This is a genomic window from Streptomyces spinosisporus (genome assembly GCF_022698145.1).
Classification (GTDB): Bacteria; Actinomycetota; Actinomycetes; order Streptomycetales; family Streptomycetaceae; genus Streptomyces; species Streptomyces spinosisporus.
Window position 1 is genome coordinate 13,643 of sequence record NZ_JALDAX010000003.1, and the last position, 20,963, is coordinate 34,605.

Here is a 20,963-nt window from a genome sequence, read left to right on the forward strand (position 1 = left end):
CCAACCCCCCAAGGAGAAACGCCATGAACATCGCCCACCTCTGCATCGGCCTCGGCGTCACCGTCATCGCCTGCCTCATCGCCAAGTTCGGCGGCGCCGCCCTCAGGAACCGCCGCTGAATCCCCGCCGAACCGCCCGCCACGGCACTGGGCCCCGACCGGAAGTTCCGGTCGGGGCCCAGCCCTTTGCCCGCCGCCGCGTCAGGTCATGCGGCGAGCAGCTCCAGGTCCTCGACGACCCGGGCCGGAGAGGGCATCCGCGCCATGTCGTCGGCGAGGGTCCGCGCGGCCTTGCGGTACCGGTCGTCGTCCAGCACCTCGGTCAGGACCGCCCGTACGCGCTGCGGGTCGTTCTGCGGCTCGGCCTCGGTGAGCGAGAGCGCCGCCCCGGCCGCGCACAGCAGCTCCGCGGAGGCGAACTGGTCCACCAGCTGCGGCAGGACGACCTGCGGCAGCCCGAACGAGCAGGCGGTCATGGTGGTGTTGGCGCCGCCGTGGTGCACGACCGCGTCGCAGTCGCGCAGGAAGAGGTTGAGCGGCGACGGCGCCACCACCCGCACGCTCGCGGGCAGCGGGCCGAACCCGTCGTGGAACTCCGGCGCCGCGGTGACCACGGCCTGTACGTCGCCGAGCCCCTCGAAGGCCGCGATGATGCTGCGGAACAGCCCGGTGCCGTTGAGCTGCAGCGTCTGTCCGCCCAGGCACACGACCACGCGGCGGGTGCCCTCGGGCGCGGGCCGCAGCAGCCACTCGGGCACCGTGCCGACGCCGTTGAAGGGGACGTAGCCGATGGGCACGCCCGGCGCCGCGCTCGGGTGGCGCAGCGCCGGCGGGCACGGGTCGAGCAGCAGACCGGGGTCGGGCAGCCCGTCCAGGCCCAGCCGGGTCACGGCGCCGTGCAGGAAGTCACGGGCGGAGGCGCGGGAGGGGCCGCTGAGCGGGTCGACGCCCCAGCGGTGCTGGACGGAAGGGACTCCGAGCACCCCGGCGATGACGGAACCGGTGAGTTCCATCTGCTCGGACACCACCAGGTCGGGGCACCAGTCGCGGGCGAACTCCAGGTAGGAGCCCAGCAGATAGCGCGCGTGGGTCTCCCACAGCTTGGTCGCGCCGGCCATCTTCTCCGGCGGTGTCGGCCCCATCAGCTCCAACGGCCGTACGCCGGGCGGCAGATGGCGCTGCAGGACGTCCAGTCCGTGGAAGCGCTCGCCGATGTCGACGGCCCCGATGCCCGCCGCGCGGGCCGCGTCCGTGACATCGGGCTGCGCGGCCACCGTCACCTCGTGGCCCGCCCCCTTCAGCGCCCACGCCAGCGGCACCATCGGGGTGAAGTGGGTGGGGAAGGGCGTGCTCAGCATCAGGACTCTCACGCGGCCTCCTCGGCTCGCTCGTTCGGCTCGTTCCGCTCGTTTCGCCCGCCGACCTCGTCGGCCTCCCCGGCCTGCGAGGCTTCCGTCCCGTCCCGGTGGGCCGCGTCCGCGTGCTCCAGGTCGACGTCGGGCATCAGCAGCGCGGTGATCAGGGCGAGCAGCAGCAGGCCCGCCGCGGTCAGCAGGACCGCGCCGGTCGCCTGGGCGTAGGCGTCCATGACGCGGTGCCGGCCGGCCGCGGGCAGGGCGGCGATACGGGACGCGGCGGCGTCCGGGTTGCTGACGCCCAGGCCGTCGGCGGCGGAGGCGAACCGGGCGCTGAGGACCACGCCGAGCAGGCCGCCGCCGATCGTGGTGCCCAGCATCGTGGCGAACCGTGAGGTGGTGGTGACCACGCCGAGCTGTTCCGGCGCCGCCGCCGACTGGTTCATGAACAGGGCGATCTGGCTGATGCCGCCGAGGCCGATGCCCAACAGCACCAGCAGCACGTCCAGTTCCCACATGGGCAGGTCGGAGATGGACAGACCGAGCCCGGCGGTGGCGACGACGGCCGTCGCCGTGGTGACCGTCAGGACCGGCTTGCACCGGCCGGTGCGGGAGATCCAGTTGCCCCAGCCGAAGAAGACCGCGACCACGCCGAGGGCCATCGGGATCAGATGCAGGCCGACCGTGTCGAGGTCGACGCCCCGGACGATGTTCAGGTAGTTGATCAGGAACACCGGCAGCGCCAGCAGCGCGAAACCGGCGATGAACTGCAGGGCCGCGGCCGGCCGGAACACCCGGTCACGGAAGAGGGCCACCGGGATCAGCGGGTCGGCGGCCTTCTTCTGCCGTACGACGAAGGAGGCGGTCATCGCCAGGGCGGTGTACGCCCAGCCGATCCACGGCCCGTACCCGCCGTGGTCGTAGGCCTTGACGGCCAGCAGCAGGGAGCAGGTGGCGCCCGCGAGCAGCGCCGAACCCAGTACGTCCACGTTCTGCCGGGTGTGCTTGGGCGGCAGCTTGAGCGCCCAGGTGACACCGGCCAGGGCCAGGGCGGCCACCGGCACGTTCACCAGGAAGATCCACCGCCAGGACACCTCCTGGCTGAGCGGGCCGCCGATCATCGGGCCCGCGATCATGCCGGCGGCGACGAGGGCGCCGCCCGCGTTCGACCGTCCGGCCCGGGTCTTCGGCGGGTACAGCGTGGCGATGACGATGAGGGTCATGCTCATCAGACCGCCGCCGCCCAGGCCCTGCACGGCGCGGAAGACGATCAGCTGGGTCAGGGAGCCCGCGGTCGCGCAGAGCGCCGAGCCGGCCAGGAAGGTGGCGAGCGAGGTCAGATAGACCCGGCGCGGACCGAAGCTGTCGCTGAGCCTGCCGTACAGCGGCTGGGCCGCGGTGGCGGTCAGCAGATACGCGGTGATCAGCCAGGGGAAGCGGTCGATGCCGTGGGCCGGGTCCAGGTCGCGCACGATCGGCAGTACGGCCGAGGCGACGATCGACTCGTCCAGCAGCGACAGGACCATCGTCGTCATGGCGCACACCATGAAGACGAGGATCCGCATGTCGCTCATGCCGTACGGGTTCTGCTTGCCGTCCTGCTCGGAAGCGGCTTCGACGGTGTCGTCGGCCGACGGGTCCTCGGTGGTGGGCACGCTCACGCCGACACCTCCTGACGGGACGCCAACTCCTGCAGCAGGCCGACGACTTCGGCCGGCTCGGGCATGGCGTCGATCTGCGCCTTCAGTCCTGCCGCGGCCGTACGGAACTCCGGCTCGGCCAGCAGCCGGCCGATCGACTTCTCCAGCCGGGCGTCGCTGTTCTGCTCCTCGGCCGCGTCCAGGCTCAGCGCGGCGCCCGCGCCCGCGACCTTGTCGCCCGCGACGAACTCGTCGCCGACCTGCGGCAGCACCAGCTGCGGCACGCCCAGGGCGGCCGCGCCCAGCAGCGGGACCGCGCCGCCGTGATGGATCGCCAGGTCGCTGCCCGGGAAGAGCACGCCGGGCGCGCTCTCGGCGACGAACGTGACGCCCTCCGGTTCCGTGCCCAGATCCGCACGGAAGCGGTCGGGGACGCTCACCACCGCCTCGACGCCGCCGGTCCGCCCCAGCGCGTCGACGACGCGGCGCAGCAGCGGCAGTCCGCCCAGCTCCAGGGTGAGCCCGCCGAGGGTGAGGGCCACCCGGCGGCCGGGCGGCGCGGCGAACGGCCGCGGGGTGGTGCCTCCGGTGTGCGGGACGGGCCGCACGGGACGGCCCTCGGGCGCCTCGGCGCTGCGCAGCGCGGGCGGCGCCGGGTCGAGGATCAGGGTGGGCCGGGGCACGGAGTTCAGGCCGAGCCGCTCGCACATGGGGCCCAGCCACATCAGCGTCAGCTTCAGCATGTGCTCGCCGGTCGGGTTGACGCCCCAGCGGTGCTGCACGCTCGGGATGCCCAGCACCTCGCCGACGATCGGCGCGGTGAAGTCCATGTGGTCGGAGACCACCAGGTCGGCCTCCCACGCGCGCGCCAGATCCAGGTAGTCGGGCAGGACATAGCCGGTGTGGTTGCGGAACAGCTGCGCCGCGGCCTGGATCTTCTGGGCCGGCGGGCGGCCGGCCGTCTCGATGGGTCGCGGCCCGCCGGGGCCCCGGCCGCCGAGCAGGTCCTCGTAGTGGAAGTGGTCCCCGTACGTCACCGCGCGCAGGCCCGCGTCCCGGGCGGGCCCGGTGACGTCGGGCTGCCCGGTGACCAGCACGTCGTGGCCGGCGTCGAGCAGCGCCTCGGCGAGCGGGAGCATCGGCAGGAAGTGCGTGTCGACGGGGGAGCTGATGATCAGTACGCGCATCGCAGGTTCTCCAGGTCACGGACGACGGCGGCGGGGCTGGGCATGTCGGCGATGGTCCGGCCCAGTTCGGCGGCGCCCTTGGCGAGCCGGTCCTCGCTGAGCAGGGTGCGCACCGCGCGGGCGACGGACGCCGGGTCGTTCTGCTCCTCGGCGGTGCCGAGGGTGAGTCCGGCGTCGGCGGCGGTCAGCAGGTCGCCGCCCTGGAACTGGTCCACCAGCTGCGGCAGGATCAGCTGCCGTACGCCGAAACTGGCCACCGTCAGCAGGGTGTTGGCGCCGCCGTGGGTGACCACGGCGTCGGTCCTGTCGAGGAAGCCGGCCAGCGGCGTCGGCGGGATCAGCCGCACATTGGGCGGTACGGTGCCGAGCTGGTCCAGGAACTCCTCCTGCACCGTCATCACCGCCTCGGCCTCCGGGAGGTCGCCGAAGGCCTGGATGATGCCGCGGAACATCGACAGGCCGCCGAGCGCGATGGTCTGGCGGCCCATTGTCACGCAGACCCGCGGGCGCTTCCCGCGCCGGCGCAGCCACTCGGGCACCTCGCCGGTGCCGTTGAAGGGGATGTGCCGGATCGGGGTGCCCGGCGGGGTCCCCGGGCACAGCAGCTGCGGCGGCGCCGGGTCGAGGACCAGGTCCGGCTGCGGCAACCCGCCCTCGATGCCGAGGCGTTCACAGGTACCGGCCAGCAGGTCCTCGGCGGTGCCGCGCATCAGATGGCTCATCGGGTCGACGCCCCAGCGGTGCGAGACCACCGGGATGCCGAGCGCGCCGCCGACGATCAGCGCCGACCAGTCGAAGATCTCCGAGATCACCAGGTCGGGCTTCCAGTGGCGGGCCAACTCCAGGTAGCGCGGGGCGAGATAGCGGGAGTGCAGCACCCACACCCGGGAGCCGATGACGGTCATCTGCGGGGTGAGCGGGCCGACCACCTCCAGCGGCCGCTTGCCCGGCGGGAGCGGCGGGGTCAGCAGGTCCTTGCAGAAGAACTGGCGGCCCACCGTGACCGTGGACAGTCCCGCGGAGCGGGCCATGGGGACGATGTCGGGCTGCCCGGCGACCAGCACCTCGTGCCCGGCGCCGCGCAGCGCCCAGGCCAGCGGCACCATGCAGGTGAAGTGGGTGGACTCGGGAGAGCTCAGGATGAGTACGCGCATCAGGGTTCCTCGTCTTCGGAAAGGGGGGCGGCGGGCCGGACCGCCGTGGGGACCTCGGTGTGGCCGGCGCGCACGCACTCCTCCAGGAACTCCACGAGCCGTGCGGGGGCCGGCATCCGGTCGATCTCGTCCTTGAGCGCGGCGGCGCGGCAGCGGTAGCCGGGGCGGGTGAGCAGATCCCGTACGGCGTCGAACACGTCCGCGCCGGTGTCGCCGCCGGCCGGCTCCGCCGCCAGCGCGTCACCGGCGCCGGAGGCGCGCACCAGATGGGCCCAGTGCTCCTGGAAGGCGTTCTGCGGCAGCAGCAGCTGCGGCAGCCGGTGCGTGACGGCGAGCAGTCCGCTGCCGACGCCGCCGTGGTGCACCAGCGCGTCGCAGTGCGCGAGCAGCACGTCCAGCGGAAAGTCCGCCACGAGGCGTACGTCGTGCGGGAGTTGGCGTTCGACCTCTGCGGCCTGGGCACCGGTGACGGCCAGCACCACGTCCGCGCCCAGCTCGCGCAGGCTCGCCACCACCTGGTCGCGGACCCGGTCCAGCGCGCTCGTGGTGACTCCGCCGGTCACGCACACCAGGGGCCGCTCCGATTCCCGTGCCGCGCGCAGCCAGTCCGGCAGGACGGCGGGGCCGCTGTAGGGGACGTAGCGCATGTCGGCACGGCGCACCGGGTGCGGCGGGCGCAGGCCGGGCGGGCACGGGTCGATCCACACGGAGGGGCCGATCAGCGGGTCGACGCCGAAGCGCTCGAAGAGCCGCGCGTACGACGGCCGCAGCTCGGCCTCGCTCTCGCAGTGCACGCCCAGCGACACGCCCCAGGTGTGGCCCACGGCCGGGACCTTGAGGACGGCCGCGGCCACCTGGCCCGCCGCCGCGGCCGTGTCGTGCACCACGAGGTCGGGGCGCCAGAAGCGGGCGAAGGCGACCAGGTCGTCGGTGAGGGTGTCGGCGACGGCGATCATCTTCTCGATCAGGGCGTCACCGAGGTCCGGGTCAAGGGCGGCGACACTCTCGCCACGGGACTTCAACCGCCCGGGCCCGAGGCCCAGTTGCCGCGCCGCCGCCGCTCCCGCGGCCTCCTCGTCGCCGATCGGCACGGCCACCAGGCCGGCCCGGGTCACCGGCGCCACACACTGCGGCCGCACCGCCACCCGCACCTCGTGCCCCGCCAACCGGGCGGCCCAGGCGAGCGGGATGATCCAGGGAACATGGGCCGGGCCGTGCCCCACGAACAACACGCGCATCCAGATGCCTCACTCCATCGAATTCCGGACAGTGCCAGCCCAAGAGTGAGCGCACCGACTCGAACCCGACTCGCGCCACGTAGGAACGACTTGGCGGCCGGCGCCGTGTGTTTGTTCTTGGGCGTCGGGGGCTGCGGGGGGATCTCTGAGGGGGCGGGGCGGCGCATCTTTCAGGGGCGCGGGGAACTGCGCGACAAGCCACGATGCCGCGGCAGTCGCTCAACGACCTGCCGCGGCACCGCGAACGAAAAGAGAGGGCTCAGGCCCGACGCCCACCCCGCCGATAGGCATACGCGGCGAACGCAGCCAACAGCACCGTCCACACACCCAGCACCGCAACCCCACTCGCCGAAAACGCAGACCCCTTGGCGGCGTCCCACGACAGCTCCGCATACCGGAACACCGGCGTCTCCTTGGACAACGGCTGCGCCCACGAGGGCAAACTGGCGACCGGCAGCATCAACCCACCCAGCAGCGTCAGCGACAGATACGACAACGTCCCCGCGATCTGCGCCAGTTGCGCCGGGAACAGATACCCGATCCCGATCCCCAGCATGGCCAGCGGAGCGATCCCCACCCACAGCAGCACGAACACCTCGAGCCAGGTCCCCGCCGAGAGGTGAACCCCCTTGTACAGCGCGCCGACCAGACCGATCACCACGATCGGCATGATCCCCAGGCACGTGGCCACGGCCCCCCGCGCCACCACGACCTGCGCCGGCGACAGCGGGGTCAGCCGCAGCTGGCGCAGCCAGCCGAGCGCACGGTCCTCGGCGATCCCGGTGCCGTTGGTGATGACCACGCCGAGCGCGCCGAAGGCGGCCGCGCCGACCATCGAGCGGGCCAGCGACTCCTGGTCGGGCCCGCCTCCGGCCACCGTCAGATACAGGCCGACCGGCATCACGAGGCTCATCATCAGATAGCCGCCGTTGCGGATCAGCCGCAGGATCTCCAGGCGGATGTAGCCGATCATCGGTCCTGTCCCTCCGCGTTCGCGGTCTCACGGTGACGCGCCCCGTGGGTGAGCGCGATGAACGCCTCCTCCAGGCCGACGCCGGAGACCTCCAGGTCGTCGAAGGCGTCGGCGCGCGCCAGGGCGTGCACGGTCCGGTCCGACTCGGTGGTGCGCAGATGCACCCGCCCGCCGTGGAACTGCACCCCGGTCACCCCGGGCAGCAGCTCATAGCCCTCCTGCGCGCCGCGCGGCACGAAGGAGACGGTGCGGCCCTCGATCATGTTCTTGATGCGAGCCGGTGTGTCGTCGGCGACGACCTTGCCGGCGGCGATCACCACCACACGGTCCGCGCTGGTGTCGGCCTCCTCCAGGTAGTGCGTGGAGAACAGCACGGTGTTGCCGCGCTCGGCGTAGCGCTGCATCGCCGCCCACAGCTCGCGCCGCGACTCCACGTCGAGGGCGGCCGTCGGCTCGTCGAGCACCACGAGATCGGGGTTGCCGGCCAGCGCCAGCGCGAACCGCACCCGCTGTGCCTGGCCGCCAGAGAGCCGGTCCACGCGCTGTCCCGCGATCCCGGTGAGCTGCGCGAGGTCGAGCACCTCGGCCAGCGGCAGCGGGTCGCGGTAGGTCTGCCGTACGAAGCCGACCAGTTCGCGCACGGTGACCCGGGGGATCATCTTCCCCTCCTGCAGCATGGCGCCCAAATGGCCCGCGCGCATGGCCTGTTCGGGCCGCTTGCCGAACACCTCGACCGTGCCCTCGTCCGGCGGGACCAGACCGAGCAGGATGCCGATGGTGGTGGACTTGCCGGCGCCGTTGGGGCCGAGCAGGGCCACCGACTCGCCGCGTGCGATGGTCAGATCGATGCCGTCGACGGCGCGGACGCTGCCGTACTGCTTGACGACGCCGCGGAAGGCCACGGCGGGCGGGCCGGCGGACTGTGCCATGGGGGAGGGCACGTGTTCCCTTTCCTGTACGAGCGGAGGCATGTCAGATCAGCCCTTCCAAGGTGCGGACCAGTTCGGTGGGGCCGGGCAGGCCGGCGATCTCCGCGCCGACGGCACGGGCGGCCTTGCGGTGGTGCTCCTCGCCCAGCAGGTCGGCCAGGGCCTGACGGACGAGGCGCGGGTCGTGCTGCTGCTCCTCGCCGGCGAGGCTGATCCCGCCGCCGGACCGCTCGACGAGGCGGGCCGTGGTCTGCAGGAACGGCTTGTCGCCGGGCAGCACCAGCTGGGGCACACCCGCGACGAAGGACGTCATGGTGGTGCCGCTGCCGCCGTGGTGCACGGTGACCGCGGTGTGCCGCAGCAGCGGGCCGATCGGGAAGCGGTCCACCACCCGTACCGTGGCGGGCAGTTCACCGAGCAGCGGGTGGTACTCGGCGTCGATCGGCAGCACCGCCTCCGCGCCCAGTTGGGCGCAGGCGTCCAGGACATGCCGGAAGCCCGGCGGCAGCGTGCCGGTCTCGGCGATGTGCCGCCCGTGCCACATGCCCAGGCAGACCAGCACCCGGGGCCGTTCGGGGGGCTCGATGGCCCAGGCGGGCAGTTCGGCCGTGCCGCTGTAGGGGATGTAGCGGGTGAGCAGGGACGGGTCGTCCTCGCCCTCGGGCAGCAGGGACGGGGGGCTCGGGTCGACCAGCAGCGCCGGTGCGGGAAAGCCGTCCGCGGAGCCGTACTCCCGTGCCAGATCGCGGAGTTGGACCACGGCCTGGCGCAGCAGCGGGCCGGTGATGTCGTCCGGGCCGTAGCGGTGGACCACACCGGGCACACCGAGCGCGCCGGCCACGATCAGCCCGCCGAACTCCACCGGGTCGGTGACCACCAGGTCCGGCTGCCAGGCACGGCCGAGCGCCACGAAGTCGTCGAGGTAGCCGCCGAGCCGGTGGCGCCAGCGTGCCCCGACCGCCGCCCACTCCGACTCCGCGCGCTGCTCCAGCGCGCCCCGGCCGACCATCGTGACGGCACCGGGCCGGGTCTGCTGCTGCCGGGTGGTCCCCGAGCCGCCGATCAGCCGGCCGTCCAGGCCCGCGGCCCGCGCGCTGCGCACCACGTCGGTGTCGCCGGCGACCAGCACCTCGTGCCCGGCCGCGCGCAGCGCCCAGGTCAGCGGGACCATCGGCATCAGATGGCTGGGCACCAGGGCCGTCATCAGGACACGCACGGCGCCTCCTCGCTGCGAAGCCCCCGCGCGCTGCGCAGGGGCGGGACTCGGGGTGCGGTGTACGGGGGAATCGGCGGCCGGGGTCGGGGCACGCCCGTGCGGGCGGTCGGCGGGATGCGCACGGCGGATCTCCGGATGTTCGGTGGGGGGTCGGCGGGCAGGGTCCGCCCTCGGGCTGTGCGTCCAGCCTGACGACCACGGCTCGCGCGCCCCTCGCATCCCGCTGGAGCGCCACTGGAGCCGGTCCCCTCCGCCCGTTCCCCTGCCGGACTCCAGCGCCTTTCGAGAGCCGGTCGCGACCTTGGGCGCATGCCGGAAGTCCTGACGACCCCGACCGCCGAACCGGAGGAGTAGCGGATGCGCTGGAGAGAGATCTATGTCGCCGGTGTCGGCAGCTGGCTGCCCGACCCCGTGCCGGTCGCCGAGGCCGTCGCGGCCGGGGAGTGCGGGCAGGAGTGGATCGACGACTTCGGCTACGAGTCCGTGGTGATCGCGCGGGAGGCCGCGGGCGAGACGTGGACGGCGCCGCCGGACATGGCGGTCGCCGCGGCCCGGGTCGCGCACGAGCGGTCCGGGCTCGCCAAGTCGGCGTACGCACTGCTGCTGCACGGCAGCACCTGGTACCAGGGCCTGGACATCTGGCCCGCCGCCTCCTACATCGCGGGCCGCGCCGTCGGCAGGACGGTGCCCGCCCTCGACGTGCAGCAGCGCTGCAACATCGGCATCAGCTCCCTGGAACTGGCCGCCGCCCACCTGAGCGTGGGCCACGGCACGGGCAGCGCGGTCATGGTCACCACCGCCGACCGCTTCGGCGGCCCCGGCGCCGACCGCTGGCACCTCAGGCACGGCAACGCCTACGCCGACGGCGCCACCGCGACCGTACTGTCCGGCGAGGGCGGCTTCGCCCGCCTGGTCGCCACCGCCACCGTCGCCGACAACGGCCTGGAGCCCATGGCCCGCGGCGACGAGCCGCTCGGTCCGGTCTCCCGGGCCGCCGAGCGGCAGATCGACCTGACCGCACGCGGCGAGGCTCAACTGGCCCACAGCGACGAGACGTTGACGAACATCCGGTTCGGCAAGGTGATGGGCGAGGCCAAGCAGGCCGTCCTCGACGAGGCCGGCCTCGACATCGGCGACATCACCCGGGTGGTGATCCCCTCCACCGGCCGGATCAAGGGCCCCTTCCAGATCCACCACCTGATCGGCGTCGACGAGTCGGTCACCACCTGGGACTTCGCCCGCCGCACCGGCCACATCGGCGCCGGCGACTGGGCCGCGGGCCTCGAACACCTGCTGCTCACCGGCGCGTTGAACCCCGGCGACCACGTGATGCTCTACGGCGGCGGCGCCGGCTACACGATCACCACGGCCGTCCTGGAGATCCTCGCGGTGCCCGACTGGGCCGCATCCGCCGCGGCATGAACCCCCTTACGACCACGAGGAGTTGGCACACCCCATGGAGATAGTCGGCAGGGGATTCCTGGCTGGGCATCTGGCGGCCCTCGCGGACCACCACCCGGACACGGTGGTGCTCGCCGCCGGCGTCTCGGCCGCCGGTGACATCGGGCCCGAGCAGTACACCCGCGAGTCCGTACGGCTGTACGAGACGCTGCGGTACTGCGAGCGGCACGGCAAGCGCCTGGTCTTCTTCTCCACCGCGTCCGCCGGCATGTACTCCGTGCCCGACGGCTCGCCCGGCCGCGAGGACGGGCCCGTCTACCCGGCGACCCCCTACGGCCGGCACAAGCTCTCCCTGGAGGCGGTGGTCAAGTCCTCCGACGTGGAGTACCTGATCCTCAGGCTGTCCCACGTGGTCGGCTTCCACCAGCCGCCCCACCAGCTCCTCCCCTCCCTGGTACGGCAGTTGAGCAGCGGTCGCCTCACGGTGTACCGCGGCGCGCGGCGCGACCTCGTCGACGTCGAGGACGTCGTCAAGATCGTGCACACGCTGCTCGTGGACGGCCGTACCCGCGACGTCGTCAACGTGGCCTCCGGGTACGCCCCCGGCATCGAGGACGTCGTCGACCACATGGAGCACCTGCTGGGCACCAGCGCCGAGAAGACCTACGTCCAGGCGTCCGGCGCCCAGCCGGTCTCCATCGCCAAGCTCTGCCGGCTCGTACCGACCGTGTACGGGCTCGGCTTCGGCCCCGACTACTACCGGGCCGTGCTCGACAAGTACGTGCACGCCTATGTGCAGCAGCCCGTCTGACCTTCACTCCCCACCAGTGATCACCGCAGTCCTCATCGAAAGGCACCCACACCCATGACCGACCACGCTCCTGTCGTCGCCGTCGCCCGGTTCGTGCTCAAGGACAAGCACAAGGACAAGGGCGCCGAGTTCGAGGCGGCGTACCAGACGTACAAGGAGGCCGTCTCCCGGCGCGACGGCCTGCTGCGCACCGCACTGCTGCGCGGCATCTCCGCCCCGGACACCTTCGTCATCCTGACCTGGTGGCGGGACGCCGAGGCGCACCGCACCGTCGTCGGCGACTGGGAGTTCTTCACCGCCGTCAGCAGCCGGTTCGTCGCCCTGGCCGCCATCACCAGCGTGCACGGTCCGGTGCTCGCCGGCCGCAAGGACGCGGACGGGCTCGGCGGCGACCCGGTCCCGGCCGCCGACGCGGCGGTCGCGCTGACCTCCTTCACCCTGCGCGAGGGCGCCGAGCAGCAGGCGTTCGAGGCGGCCTTCCTCGGCCACGTCTCCTTCGTCAAGGGCCACGAGGGCTTCCTCGCCCACCAGTTGGTGCACTCCGACCGGGAGACCGGCTCCTACGTCAACATCGGCTGGTGGACCGGGCCGCAGGCCTACGCCCCCGTCGTCCAGAGCCCGGAGATGGCCGCCGACGCGCGGCGCATGGCGGAGCACGCCGAGGTCGAGGGCGGTCTGTTCCGGGTGGTCGTGGACTCGGCCCGGGTGGACGCCCTGGCCGGCTGAACCACCACCCGAAGGGGGCCGGGTCCGTCGGGACCCGGCCCCCTCGTTCGTGTCCGCCCGCTCAGGCGACGAAGAGCTCCTCCGCCACCCGGATCGACGGGTTGCCGTAGGCGATGGTCCGCAGGATCCTGCGGTACAGCGGTGTGTGCCGGACCACCGCGGCCAGCCGCGGCCGCACCTTCGTGGCGAACGCGCCCGTGGACAGCATCGCCTTGGACTGCATGCCCTGCAGCCGCATCATCGCCTCGATGTCCGGCGCCCGGGTCTCCTCGAAGCGGGAGAGGAACGCGGCGCTCGTGTCGCACAGGCGCACCGCCTCCACCAGGATCGGATGGAGCACGACCGCGTCCTGCACGGCCAGGTTGATGCCCTGCGCGCCGATCGGGCTGTGGGTGTGCGCGGCGTCACCGATGAGCACCAGGCCGTCGGTGGCCCAGCGTTCGGCGCGCCCGGAGAACACGTCGAGCAGACTGAGGTCGCGCAGCGAGGTGATCTGGTCGTCGATCAGCTCCGCGTACGCCGGAACGGCCTTCGCCAGCTGCTGCTTGACGTGTCCGAGGCCGCCCCGCACCACGGCCTGGTAGCCCTTGTGGGGCAGCGTCCAGCCGATCTGCACCCGGTCCGGCCACGAGCCGTACACCAGCACCGGGCTGCTGCCGGAGCCGCGGAAGACCCGTATGTCGTGCCCGTCGGCGGCCCGGTCGCCGCGCAGCTTGAACCAGAGGACGTCCTGGTCGAACGCCTCGGTGCGGCCCGCCGCGATCCCGGCCAGCCGCCGCACCTTGGAGAACCGCCCGTCGGCGCCGACCACGACCGCGGCACGGCAGGTGTAGCCGTCGCCGGCGATCCCGGTGACCCGTCCGCGGTCGTCGCGCAGGAGGTCGGTGACCCGGCAGCCGTCGACGTACCGGAACGTGGTGAACTCGGCGCAGCTCAGCAGGAGTTGGGTGAGGAGGTGGGACTGCGGGATGGACAGCAGGTGGTTGTAGGGCGCGGGCAGTGAGCGGTAGTCGATGTCGAGCAGGACCCGGTCCTGTTCCATGAGCCGGAACCGGCGGTGCTCGTGGCAGCCGCGCTCCCGCGCCCCTTCGAGCACCCCCAGCCGGTCCAGGATGCGCATCGCTCCGGGCTGCAGGATCTCCCCGCGGAACTCCCGCTGGTGCGAGCGCGACTTCTCCACGACCGTCACCCGCAGGCCCGACCTGAGCAGCAGCAGCGCGAGCGTGAGCCCGGCCGGACCGGCGCCCACCACACAGACGTCGGTCTGCTCCTCCTCGACGGCGCCCTCGTGCACGTCCGCGGTCATCGGGCACCCGCCCGCGCCAGCGCGTCCCGCACGCCGGCCTCGGCGAGCGCCCGCACCTGCTCGTGCCCGTGCGTCGCGACCGCCAGGACATCGGCCGTCACCCGCACTCCGTCCGCCTCCTCGGCCAGCCGCCAGCGGGTGCGCAGCAGTTCGGCCGGCTCGGGCGGGGACAGCAGCTTCTGTACGACGACGCCGTCGCCGTGCACGATCTGCACCGTGGGCCCGGCCTCCGTCTCGCCGAACCAGGCGTCCCCGTTCCCGTCCCCGGCGGGCAGCGCCGCGAGCAGCCGCGCCCGTACGTCGGCGAACGAGCCCTGCGCGGTGTTGGACGCCTCGGCGCGGACGACGTCCGAGGTGAGGGCGGTAGCACTCTCCGTCTGCGCCTTCAGCGTCCGCATCTGCAGCGCACCGTGCCGGTCGAGCTCGCCCGCGGTGACGGCCGGGTCGGCGTCCGTGGTGAACCAGTGCCCCGACTCCACCCGGCACCCCCCGTCCTCACGCGACACGAAGTCCCAGGTCCCGCCCAACCGCTCGATCGGCCCGACCGAGCCCTGCTGCTCGAACACCATCCGGCGGGCCACCGGGTCCAGGGTGCGCTTCGACGTCCAGATCCGCAGACCCCCCTCCGGCCCGGGCCGCACGGCCCAGAACTTCACCTCGTCATCGGCCCCGTCCCGGGCAACGACCTCGGTGTGCGCGATCCACGGATACAACACCGGCCAGCCCACCACATCGGTCAACGCCCGGTAGACGACGTCGGCGGGGGCGTCGACATCAACGGCGGCGCTCGTGCGGTGGACCTGCCGGTCGGGTGCGGTGGTCATGGGGTTCCTCTCGAGTGGGGTGGGTTAGGGGGTTGTGCGTGAGGGGGTGGCGTCCTTGCCGGGTGTGCGGGTGGGCGCTGCGTGTCGGGTGGTGGCGGTCCCCCGGCGGGGGTGCTCTGCGGCTCAAGTGAGCGTCGGGTTGCGGGACTTCGCTCGGAGCATGCGGCTCAGGGTCAGGGCCGGGTCGTGGACCGTCACCGGGGTCAGGGCCTCGTCCACCTGGTGCAGGAGGGCGGGGTCGACGGGGGTGGTCAGGGCCGTCAGGTTGCGGGTGATCTGGGTGGGGGTCGAGGCCCCGATGACGGCGGTGGTGACCGGTTCGTCGCGCAGGGTCCAGGCGAGGGCGAGTTGTGGCAGCGTGAGGCCCGCCTCGGTGGCCAGGTCTCCGGCGCGGGCTACGGCGCTCAGCACCTCGTCCGAGAGGAAGTTCCAGCGCTGGATGGAGACGTCGCCCCCGCGCGCGGCCACCGCGCGCGAACCGGCCGGCGGGCGCTGCCCCGGCCGGTACTTGCCGGTGAGCACGCCCCCGGCCAGCGGGGACCACACCATCTGCCCGATGCCGAGCGCGGCGCACGCGGGCAGCACCTCGGCCTCGATCACCCGCCACAGCAGGTTGTACTGCGGCTGGTTGGAGACCAGCGGCACCCCCAGCTCGCGGGCGAGCACGGCGGCCCGCTCGATCTCGTCCGCGGCCCACTCGGAGACGCCGACGCAGCGGACCTTCCCGGCGCGCACGGCGTCGGCGAAGGCCCGCATGGTCTCCTCCAGCGGGGTGGAGTCGTCGTAGAGATGTGCCTGGTAGAGGTCGATGTGGCCGGTGCCGAGCCGGCGCAGCGACGCGTCCAGGCTCGCGGCGATCCGCTCGCGGGACAGCGCGCCGGGGCCGGGCCCGCCGCCCCTGCCCACCTTGGTGCAGACGACGACGGAGTCCCGGTCCACGCCGGCGAGGGCCCGGCCGAGCAGTTCCTCGGCCCGGCCCTCCGCATAGGCGTCCGCGGTGTCGAAGGTGGTGATCCCGGCGTCCAGGGCGGCGCGCACACAGGCGAGCGCGGCGTCGTCGGCGAGCTGGTTGCCCGCGGTCAGCGAGTTCCCGAACGCGACACGGCTGACCACCGGCCCGTTCGCGCCGAGTCGGCGGTACTGCATGCGGTCCTCCTGTTCAGCCGGCGGGGGTGAGCTCGGCCCGGTTGCCCGCGATCGGCCGGGCCGGTACGGCGCGCTCCACGAGCGCGGCGCGGGCCGCGGCGGCCTGCTCGGCGGAGCGCCAGCGGGTCAGCGCGGTGAACCCGCCGGGGCGGGCGAACAGCGACTTGGCGACGTCGGCGGCGACGAAACCGTCGGCCTCGGCGTAACGCCGGTAGGCGCCCGGGTCGTTGTCGGTGAAGAACTCCACGACCAGGTGATCGCCCTCCCGCGCGGCAGCGGAGTCCAGGCGCAGCACGCCCATCGACGGGTCGGCGACCACGTCGACGATCTTGTGGAACTCCTCGGCGTGCTCCTTGAAGGTGTCGCTCGCGAGCACCGCCTGGAAGTCCTCGGGCTTCTCCCACCAGCCGAAGTTGACGTAGACCTCGGGCTGTTCGGTGGCGCGCACCGCCTGGTGGGCGACGAACCCGGGGCGGCTGCGCATCCACTGCACATGGGTCAGGAAGCGCTCCTCGAAGTCCCGCGCGTCGGCCGGGTTCTTGAGGGTGAAGGTGTTGATGACGGTGAAGCGCATGAGGTTCTCCTCGGTTCTTGGGCGGGCCGGTGCTCAGACGGGCTGTCGGCTGGTCAACTGCTGGGCCAGCAGCCGCCGTTGGACCTTTCCGTTGCCGGAGCGCGGGATGGCGTCGAGCGTCACCGCGTCCCGGATGTGCTGGTAGTAGGGCAGTTCGTCGTTGACGGCGGCGATCACGTCCCGCAGGGTCGAGGGGTCCTCCAGCACGACCAGTGCTCCCGCGACCGCACCATGCTCGGCGTCGGGCAGCTCGACCACGACCGCGTCCCTGACGCCCGGCCGGCGCAGCAGCACCCGCTCCACGTCCGAGGGCGCGACCAGGAAGTTGTCGCACTTGAAGACGTCCTTGAGCCGGTCCACCAGGAACAGCCGCCCGTCCTCGTCGATCCGGCCCGCGTCCCCGGTGCTCAGCCAGCCGTCCGGCTCAAGACCGGTGCCGTCGGGCCCGCCGAGATAGCCCTGCATGACCTGCGGTCCGCGCAGCTGCACCTCGCCCACCGAACCGGCGGGCAGCACGGCACGGCTGTCGATGTCCACGATGCGGCACTCGGTCCCGGCGACCGGCTTCCCGACCGAGCCGTGCACCGGCCGCTCGGGGTCGTCGCTGTGCGTCAGGGGAGAGGTCTCGGCAAGTCCGTAGCCCTGGAAGACGGGAAGGGAGAACCTCTTCGAGAGCCTGCGGGCCGCCGCCACCGGCAGCCCCGAACCGCCGGACGCGATGCGCCGCAGGGTGCGTACCGAGATGCTGTCCAGGTCCGGGTCGGCGGCGAGCCGGGCCAGCCTGACCGGCAGGCTGTAGAGGATCGTCGCGCCGTGCCGGTTGGCGGTCATCAGTGCCGCGTACGGCTCCGGCGCGGCGCACAGCACCTGCGTGGCGCCCGCCGCGATCGCCGAGTTGAGGTGCATCGGGTGGTACGTCGGCAGGTGGTTCAGGGCGACGGTGTCCCCGTCGAGGCGGTGGGCGTCGGTGATCTGGGCCGCGTTGACGACGACATTGCGGTGACTGAGCCGCACCGCCTTCGGCCGGCCGGTGGTTCCGCTGGTGAACTGCAGCACGGCGGTGTCGCCGGGCCCGGTGGCCGGGTCGGCCGGGGCGCCGTCCCCCTCGGGCAGCGCGCCGATCCGCAGCACCGTACGCAGCGCCGGCAGCCGGTCCCGTACGTGCGCGAGCCGCTCCTCAAGAGCCGCGTCCACGACCGCGACGGTGGCCCCGCTCAGGGACAGCACATGCAGCAGGTCCTCCTCGCGCAGCAGCGGGTTGACGACGGCGGCCGTACGGCCCGCGCGCGCGACGGCGTAGTAGGCGACGGCGAAGTCCGGATGCAGCACGGACGCCACCGCCACCACCTCGCCGGCGCCGGTCAGGCCCTGCAGGGCGGCCGCCACCGAGGTGACCCGCGTGTCGAGGGCGGCGTAGTCCAGCTCCAGCGTGTCGGCGACGACCGCCCGCCGCCCGGGGTGCGCGGCGGCGGCCCGGGACAGCAGCTGATCGATCCGGTCGGGCACGGAAAAGGGCAACTCCGCTATGGAGAGAGGCAGGTCAGCCACGGAGCGCCTCCGCGTGGGCCTTCGCCAGCTTCAGGGTCGAGGTGCTGTTGGTGCTGAGCGCCTTGTGCACGTACGCCCGCGCGTCGGCGACCGTCCTGCCCGCGCCGAGGATCGGCTCGACCGCGGACGGCTTGAGGGTGACCGTGTGCCGGGAGGTGACGGCGACGCCGCCCTCGACGGGCCGGATCGTCCAGCGGCCGGTGTGCGCGGTCATCAGGCCGGGCACGGTGGTCTGCTTGTAGACGATGCGGTCCGAACCGAAGACGACGCGCACCGACTCGGTGGTGTGCGTGGAGCCGTCGCGGGTGCGGGTGTCCATCGCCATGATCTGCACGCCCGGCTCGTCCTCGGTGAGGTCCAGGCGCGCCACGTGCGGCAGCCGCTCGGGCCACAGGTCGGCGCGGTTCAGGAAGTCGAAGACGTCGGCGCCGTCGGCGGCCATCTCCACGGTGTCGTCGAAGGTGAACACCAGCTGGTCCAACTCGCGGTGCTGCTCGGCGAGTTCCTTGATGTTGTTCAGCTCGGCGGCGCTGTTGCGGTCGACGGCCGCGGTGATCCAGGCGACGCCGTCCGGGTCGTCGTCGACGGCGGCGAAGTCGTGGTGGAGTTCGAGGAGCGAGGAGTTCTCGTCGACGGGGGAGACCACCCAGGTGCCGCCCATCGCGGCGACCGGCGGTGTGGAGACCTCCTGGCGGAACTCGACGCGCAGGGCGGCCGCGTCCAGGGTGCGGCGCGAAACCCACGTCTTCACCTCGCCGTTGGCGAAGGCCCAGATCTGGATGCGCTCGCTGGTCTCGTCCTGCTCCAGGTGCTCGACGTGCACATTGGGGGCGAAGTACTGCGGCCACATCGTGACGTCGGCGACGATGCCGTAGACGACCTCGGCGGGCGCGGCGACGGCGACGCTGTGCAGGGTGCGGTGCGGTGTGGTCACGGACACGGGTGACGTCCTTTGCTGTGAGAGGCGTGCCGGTAAGAGGCGTTCCTGTGACAGGAGTTCGCGGGATCAGAAGTTGCCGAGGCCGCCGCAGACGTTGAGGGCCTGCGAGGTGATCGAGGCGGCGGTGTCGGAGGCCAGATAGCCGATCAGTCCGGCCACCTCCTCGGGCGTGGAGTAGCGGCCGAGCGGGATCTTCGCCTGGAACTTCTGCAGGATGGCGTCCTCGGAGGTGTCGTACGCGGCGGCGTAACCGGCCCGCACGCGCTGCGCCATGGGCGTCTCGACATAGCCGGGGCAGACGGCGTTGACGGTGATCCCGGTCGGCGCCAGCTCGTTGCCCAGCGCCTTGGTGAAGCCGACCACGCCGTGCTTGGAGGCGGAGTACGGGGCGCCCAGGACGACGCCCTGCTTGCCCGCGGTGGAGGCGACGTTGATGACGCGGCCCCAGCCGCGCTCGCGCATGCCGCCCTTGTTCAGGACCTCGCGGGTGAGCAGGAACACCGAGGTGAGGTTGGTGGCGATGACGTCGTGCCACAGCTCGTCGTCGATGTCGGCGGTGACCCCGCCCCCGCTGCGGCCCGCGTTGTTGACCAGCACGTCGACCCGCCCGAACGCCTCGACGGCGGCGGCGACCAGAGCCGTGACGGAGCCGGGGTCGCGCACGTCGGCGACGGTGCCGGCGGCCTCGTACCCCTCCTCGCGCAGCTGCTTGACGGTCAGCTCCACGGACTCGGCGCCGCGCGCGCAGACGAACACGGCGTATCCGGCCCCGGCCAGGGTGCGGGCGGCCGCCAGGCCGATGCCGCTGGTGGCGCCGGTGATCAGGGCGGCCTTGCGGTCGCCGGACTGCTGTCCCATGGGGTGTCTCTCCTCGGCCAGACGGTGTGGACGCGGCCCACCGTGCCGAGCCCCACTCGAAACCGTGTCGAGCACGACTGGACGGCCGGGAACGTCGTGGGACCCACAATCCGGCGCCTCGGGGCTCCAGAACCTCGCGACCGCACTTCGAGCCCGACCGGCCAGCGTGGAGGGGACACAAGGACTCATCCGAGAGGACCCGCATGAGCGTCACCGAGCTGCCGCAGAGCCCCACGGCCGGGCTGTACCAGGAGATCCAGCAGTTCTACGCCCAGCAGATGCACCTGCTCGACGACGGCCGGGTCGGGGAGTGGGCCGACACCTTCACCGAGGACGGCGTCTTCGCCGCCAACGCCCAGCCGGTGCCGGCTGTCGGCCGCGCCGCCATCACCGAGGCCGCCGCCAAGGCCACCGAGGCGTACGCCGCGGCCGGCGTCCAGCGCCGCCACTGGCTCGGCATGGTCTCCGTGGAGTCCGCCACCCCCGAGGCGGTGACGGCCCGCTGCTACGCCCTGGTCATCGAGACCCCGCGCGGCGGCCGCCCCGAGATCAAGGCCAGCACCCTGTGCGAGGACCGCATCGTGCGCAGCGGCGGCACCTGGCGCATCCAGGACCGCCAGATCACCCGCGACGACCTCATCTGACCACCCCTCCGGGCCGGCCCCCCTGCCGGCCACCCCCAGACAGTGCCCGTACGCGAATCCCCCGGCGTGCGGGCACTGTCGTATGCCCGCGGGCAGTCGTACGACAGGACGCGGAGAAGCGGGGACGCGGGTACGCCGAAGGCCGCCGCACCCCGCGGGGGAGTGGGCGGCCTTCGGCGCGGCGGTGGGCTCAGGCGGCGTTCGCCACCGGCGCGGCGCCCAGCTGCTCGTTGATGAACTCCAGCAGCAGGCGCGGCGTCGTCGCCTCGGCCACCGTGTCGTCGGACAGCTGGATCTTGTAGTCGCGCTCGATGACACCGGTCACCTGGAGCACGGCCAGCGAGTCGTAGCCGAGCTCGTCGAAGGGGACGTCGAGGACGTCACCGTCCAGGTCGACACCCTCGTCGACACCGGCGCAGTCACGCAGGAGCGTGGTCAGTTCTTTGAGGTTCACGTAAGCAGCCTTTCTTGGAGGGGAGTTGAGTGCGCCCCGA

20 protein-coding genes are annotated in these 20,963 nt (G+C 72.8%); 4 read left to right on the forward strand and 16 right to left on the reverse strand.

What is annotated here, in order from left to right; all coding sequences use genetic code 11:
• Positions 1 to 205: 205 nt before the first annotated feature.
• The 8 genes from MQN93_RS08300 to MQN93_RS08340 form a co-directional block, all read right to left on the reverse strand.
• On the reverse strand, positions 206 to 1,369 hold the full coding sequence (locus tag MQN93_RS08300; protein WP_242708954.1) for a nucleotide disphospho-sugar-binding domain-containing protein: 1,164 nt from the start codon (positions 1,367 to 1,369) through the stop codon (positions 206 to 208).
• Complete coding sequence (locus MQN93_RS08305; protein WP_242708955.1) at positions 1,366 to 3,015, reverse strand: MFS transporter; 1,650 nt, start codon at positions 3,013 to 3,015, stop codon at positions 1,366 to 1,368. The genes MQN93_RS08300 and MQN93_RS08305 overlap by 4 nt, the downstream gene beginning before the upstream one ends.
• Positions 3,012 to 4,181 carry a nucleotide disphospho-sugar-binding domain-containing protein gene (locus tag MQN93_RS08310; protein WP_242708956.1) on the reverse strand — a complete coding sequence of 390 codons (1,170 nt, stop codon included), beginning with the start codon at positions 4,179 to 4,181 and terminating at the stop codon, positions 3,012 to 3,014. The genes MQN93_RS08305 and MQN93_RS08310 overlap by 4 nt, the downstream gene beginning before the upstream one ends.
• Positions 4,169 to 5,335: a nucleotide disphospho-sugar-binding domain-containing protein gene (locus tag MQN93_RS08315; RefSeq protein WP_242708957.1), complete on the reverse strand. Its 1,167-nt coding sequence runs from the start codon at positions 5,333 to 5,335 to the stop codon at positions 4,169 to 4,171. Before MQN93_RS08315 ends, MQN93_RS08310 begins: the two co-directional genes overlap by 13 nt.
• On the reverse strand, positions 5,335 to 6,573 hold the full coding sequence (locus MQN93_RS43865) for a nucleotide disphospho-sugar-binding domain-containing protein (protein WP_278190550.1): 1,239 nt from the start codon (positions 6,571 to 6,573) through the stop codon (positions 5,335 to 5,337). Before MQN93_RS43865 ends, MQN93_RS08315 begins: the two co-directional genes overlap by 1 nt.
• 259 nt (positions 6,574 to 6,832) lie before the next feature.
• Positions 6,833 to 7,546: an ABC transporter permease gene (locus MQN93_RS08330; RefSeq protein ID WP_242708958.1), complete on the reverse strand. Its 714-nt coding sequence runs from the start codon at positions 7,544 to 7,546 to the stop codon at positions 6,833 to 6,835.
• Positions 7,543 to 8,475: an ABC transporter ATP-binding protein gene (locus tag MQN93_RS08335; protein WP_037782433.1), complete on the reverse strand. Its 933-nt coding sequence runs from the start codon at positions 8,473 to 8,475 to the stop codon at positions 7,543 to 7,545. The genes MQN93_RS08330 and MQN93_RS08335 overlap by 4 nt, the downstream gene beginning before the upstream one ends.
• A 43-nt stretch (positions 8,476 to 8,518) precedes the next feature.
• Positions 8,519 to 9,691, reverse strand: a complete 1,173-nt coding sequence (locus MQN93_RS08340) for a nucleotide disphospho-sugar-binding domain-containing protein (protein WP_242708959.1) — start codon at positions 9,689 to 9,691, stop codon at positions 8,519 to 8,521.
• Between the two features lie 357 nt (positions 9,692 to 10,048).
• Here MQN93_RS08340 and MQN93_RS08345 point away from each other — a divergent pair, with 357 nt between their 5' ends.
• The 3 genes from MQN93_RS08345 to MQN93_RS08355 are packed head-to-tail and all read left to right on the forward strand — an operon-like array spanning position 10,049 to position 12,629.
• The gene (locus tag MQN93_RS08345) at positions 10,049 to 11,113 is read left to right on the forward strand and encodes a ketoacyl-ACP synthase III family protein (RefSeq protein ID WP_016435267.1); all 1,065 of its coding nucleotides are present in this window, start codon (positions 10,049 to 10,051) and stop codon (positions 11,111 to 11,113) included.
• A gap of 34 nt (positions 11,114 to 11,147) precedes the next feature.
• The gene (locus MQN93_RS08350) at positions 11,148 to 11,903 is read left to right on the forward strand and encodes an NAD-dependent epimerase/dehydratase family protein (RefSeq protein WP_242708960.1); all 756 of its coding nucleotides are present in this window, start codon (positions 11,148 to 11,150) and stop codon (positions 11,901 to 11,903) included.
• A gap of 54 nt (positions 11,904 to 11,957) precedes the next feature.
• Entirely contained in the window at positions 11,958 to 12,629 is a 672-nt protein-coding gene (locus tag MQN93_RS08355; RefSeq protein WP_242708961.1) for an antibiotic biosynthesis monooxygenase family protein, read from the forward strand.
• 61 nt (positions 12,630 to 12,690) lie between these two features.
• Here the strand turns inward: MQN93_RS08355 and MQN93_RS08360 are convergent, their stop codons facing one another.
• From MQN93_RS08360 to fabG, 7 genes are all read right to left on the reverse strand, one after another.
• A complete protein-coding gene (locus tag MQN93_RS08360; RefSeq protein ID WP_242708962.1) occupies positions 12,691 to 13,935 on the reverse strand; it encodes an FAD-dependent oxidoreductase in 1,245 nt (414 codons plus the stop codon).
• Positions 13,932 to 14,759 (reverse strand): SRPBCC family protein, encoded by an 828-nt coding sequence (locus MQN93_RS08365; RefSeq protein ID WP_242708963.1) that lies wholly within the window; start codon positions 14,757 to 14,759, stop codon positions 13,932 to 13,934. The genes MQN93_RS08360 and MQN93_RS08365 overlap by 4 nt, the downstream gene beginning before the upstream one ends.
• A 123-nt stretch (positions 14,760 to 14,882) precedes the next feature.
• Positions 14,883 to 15,905, reverse strand: coding sequence for an aldo/keto reductase (locus MQN93_RS08370; protein WP_242708964.1), 1,023 nt, complete (start codon positions 15,903 to 15,905; stop codon positions 14,883 to 14,885).
• Between the two features lie 13 nt (positions 15,906 to 15,918).
• On the reverse strand, positions 15,919 to 16,479 hold the full coding sequence (locus MQN93_RS08375) for an antibiotic biosynthesis monooxygenase family protein (protein WP_242708965.1): 561 nt from the start codon (positions 16,477 to 16,479) through the stop codon (positions 15,919 to 15,921).
• 33 nt (positions 16,480 to 16,512) lie between these two features.
• Complete coding sequence (locus tag MQN93_RS08380) at positions 16,513 to 18,027, reverse strand: class I adenylate-forming enzyme family protein (protein ID WP_242708966.1); 1,515 nt, start codon at positions 18,025 to 18,027, stop codon at positions 16,513 to 16,515.
• Positions 18,020 to 18,967, reverse strand: a complete 948-nt coding sequence (locus MQN93_RS08385; protein WP_242708967.1) for an aromatase/cyclase — start codon at positions 18,965 to 18,967, stop codon at positions 18,020 to 18,022. The genes MQN93_RS08380 and MQN93_RS08385 overlap by 8 nt, the downstream gene beginning before the upstream one ends.
• A 66-nt stretch (positions 18,968 to 19,033) precedes the next feature.
• Complete coding sequence (gene fabG / locus MQN93_RS08390; protein ID WP_016435276.1) at positions 19,034 to 19,825, reverse strand: 3-oxoacyl-ACP reductase FabG; 792 nt, start codon at positions 19,823 to 19,825, stop codon at positions 19,034 to 19,036.
• Positions 19,826 to 20,028: 203 nt separating this feature from the next.
• Here fabG and MQN93_RS08395 point away from each other — a divergent pair, with 203 nt between their 5' ends.
• The gene (locus MQN93_RS08395; protein WP_016435277.1) at positions 20,029 to 20,469 is read left to right on the forward strand and encodes a nuclear transport factor 2 family protein; all 441 of its coding nucleotides are present in this window, start codon (positions 20,029 to 20,031) and stop codon (positions 20,467 to 20,469) included.
• Positions 20,470 to 20,659: 190 nt separating this feature from the next.
• Here MQN93_RS08395 and MQN93_RS08400 read toward each other — a convergent pair whose 3' ends face one another.
• Positions 20,660 to 20,923, reverse strand: a complete 264-nt coding sequence (locus MQN93_RS08400) for an acyl carrier protein (RefSeq protein WP_016435278.1) — start codon at positions 20,921 to 20,923, stop codon at positions 20,660 to 20,662.
• Between the last annotated feature and the right edge of the window lie 40 nt (positions 20,924 to 20,963).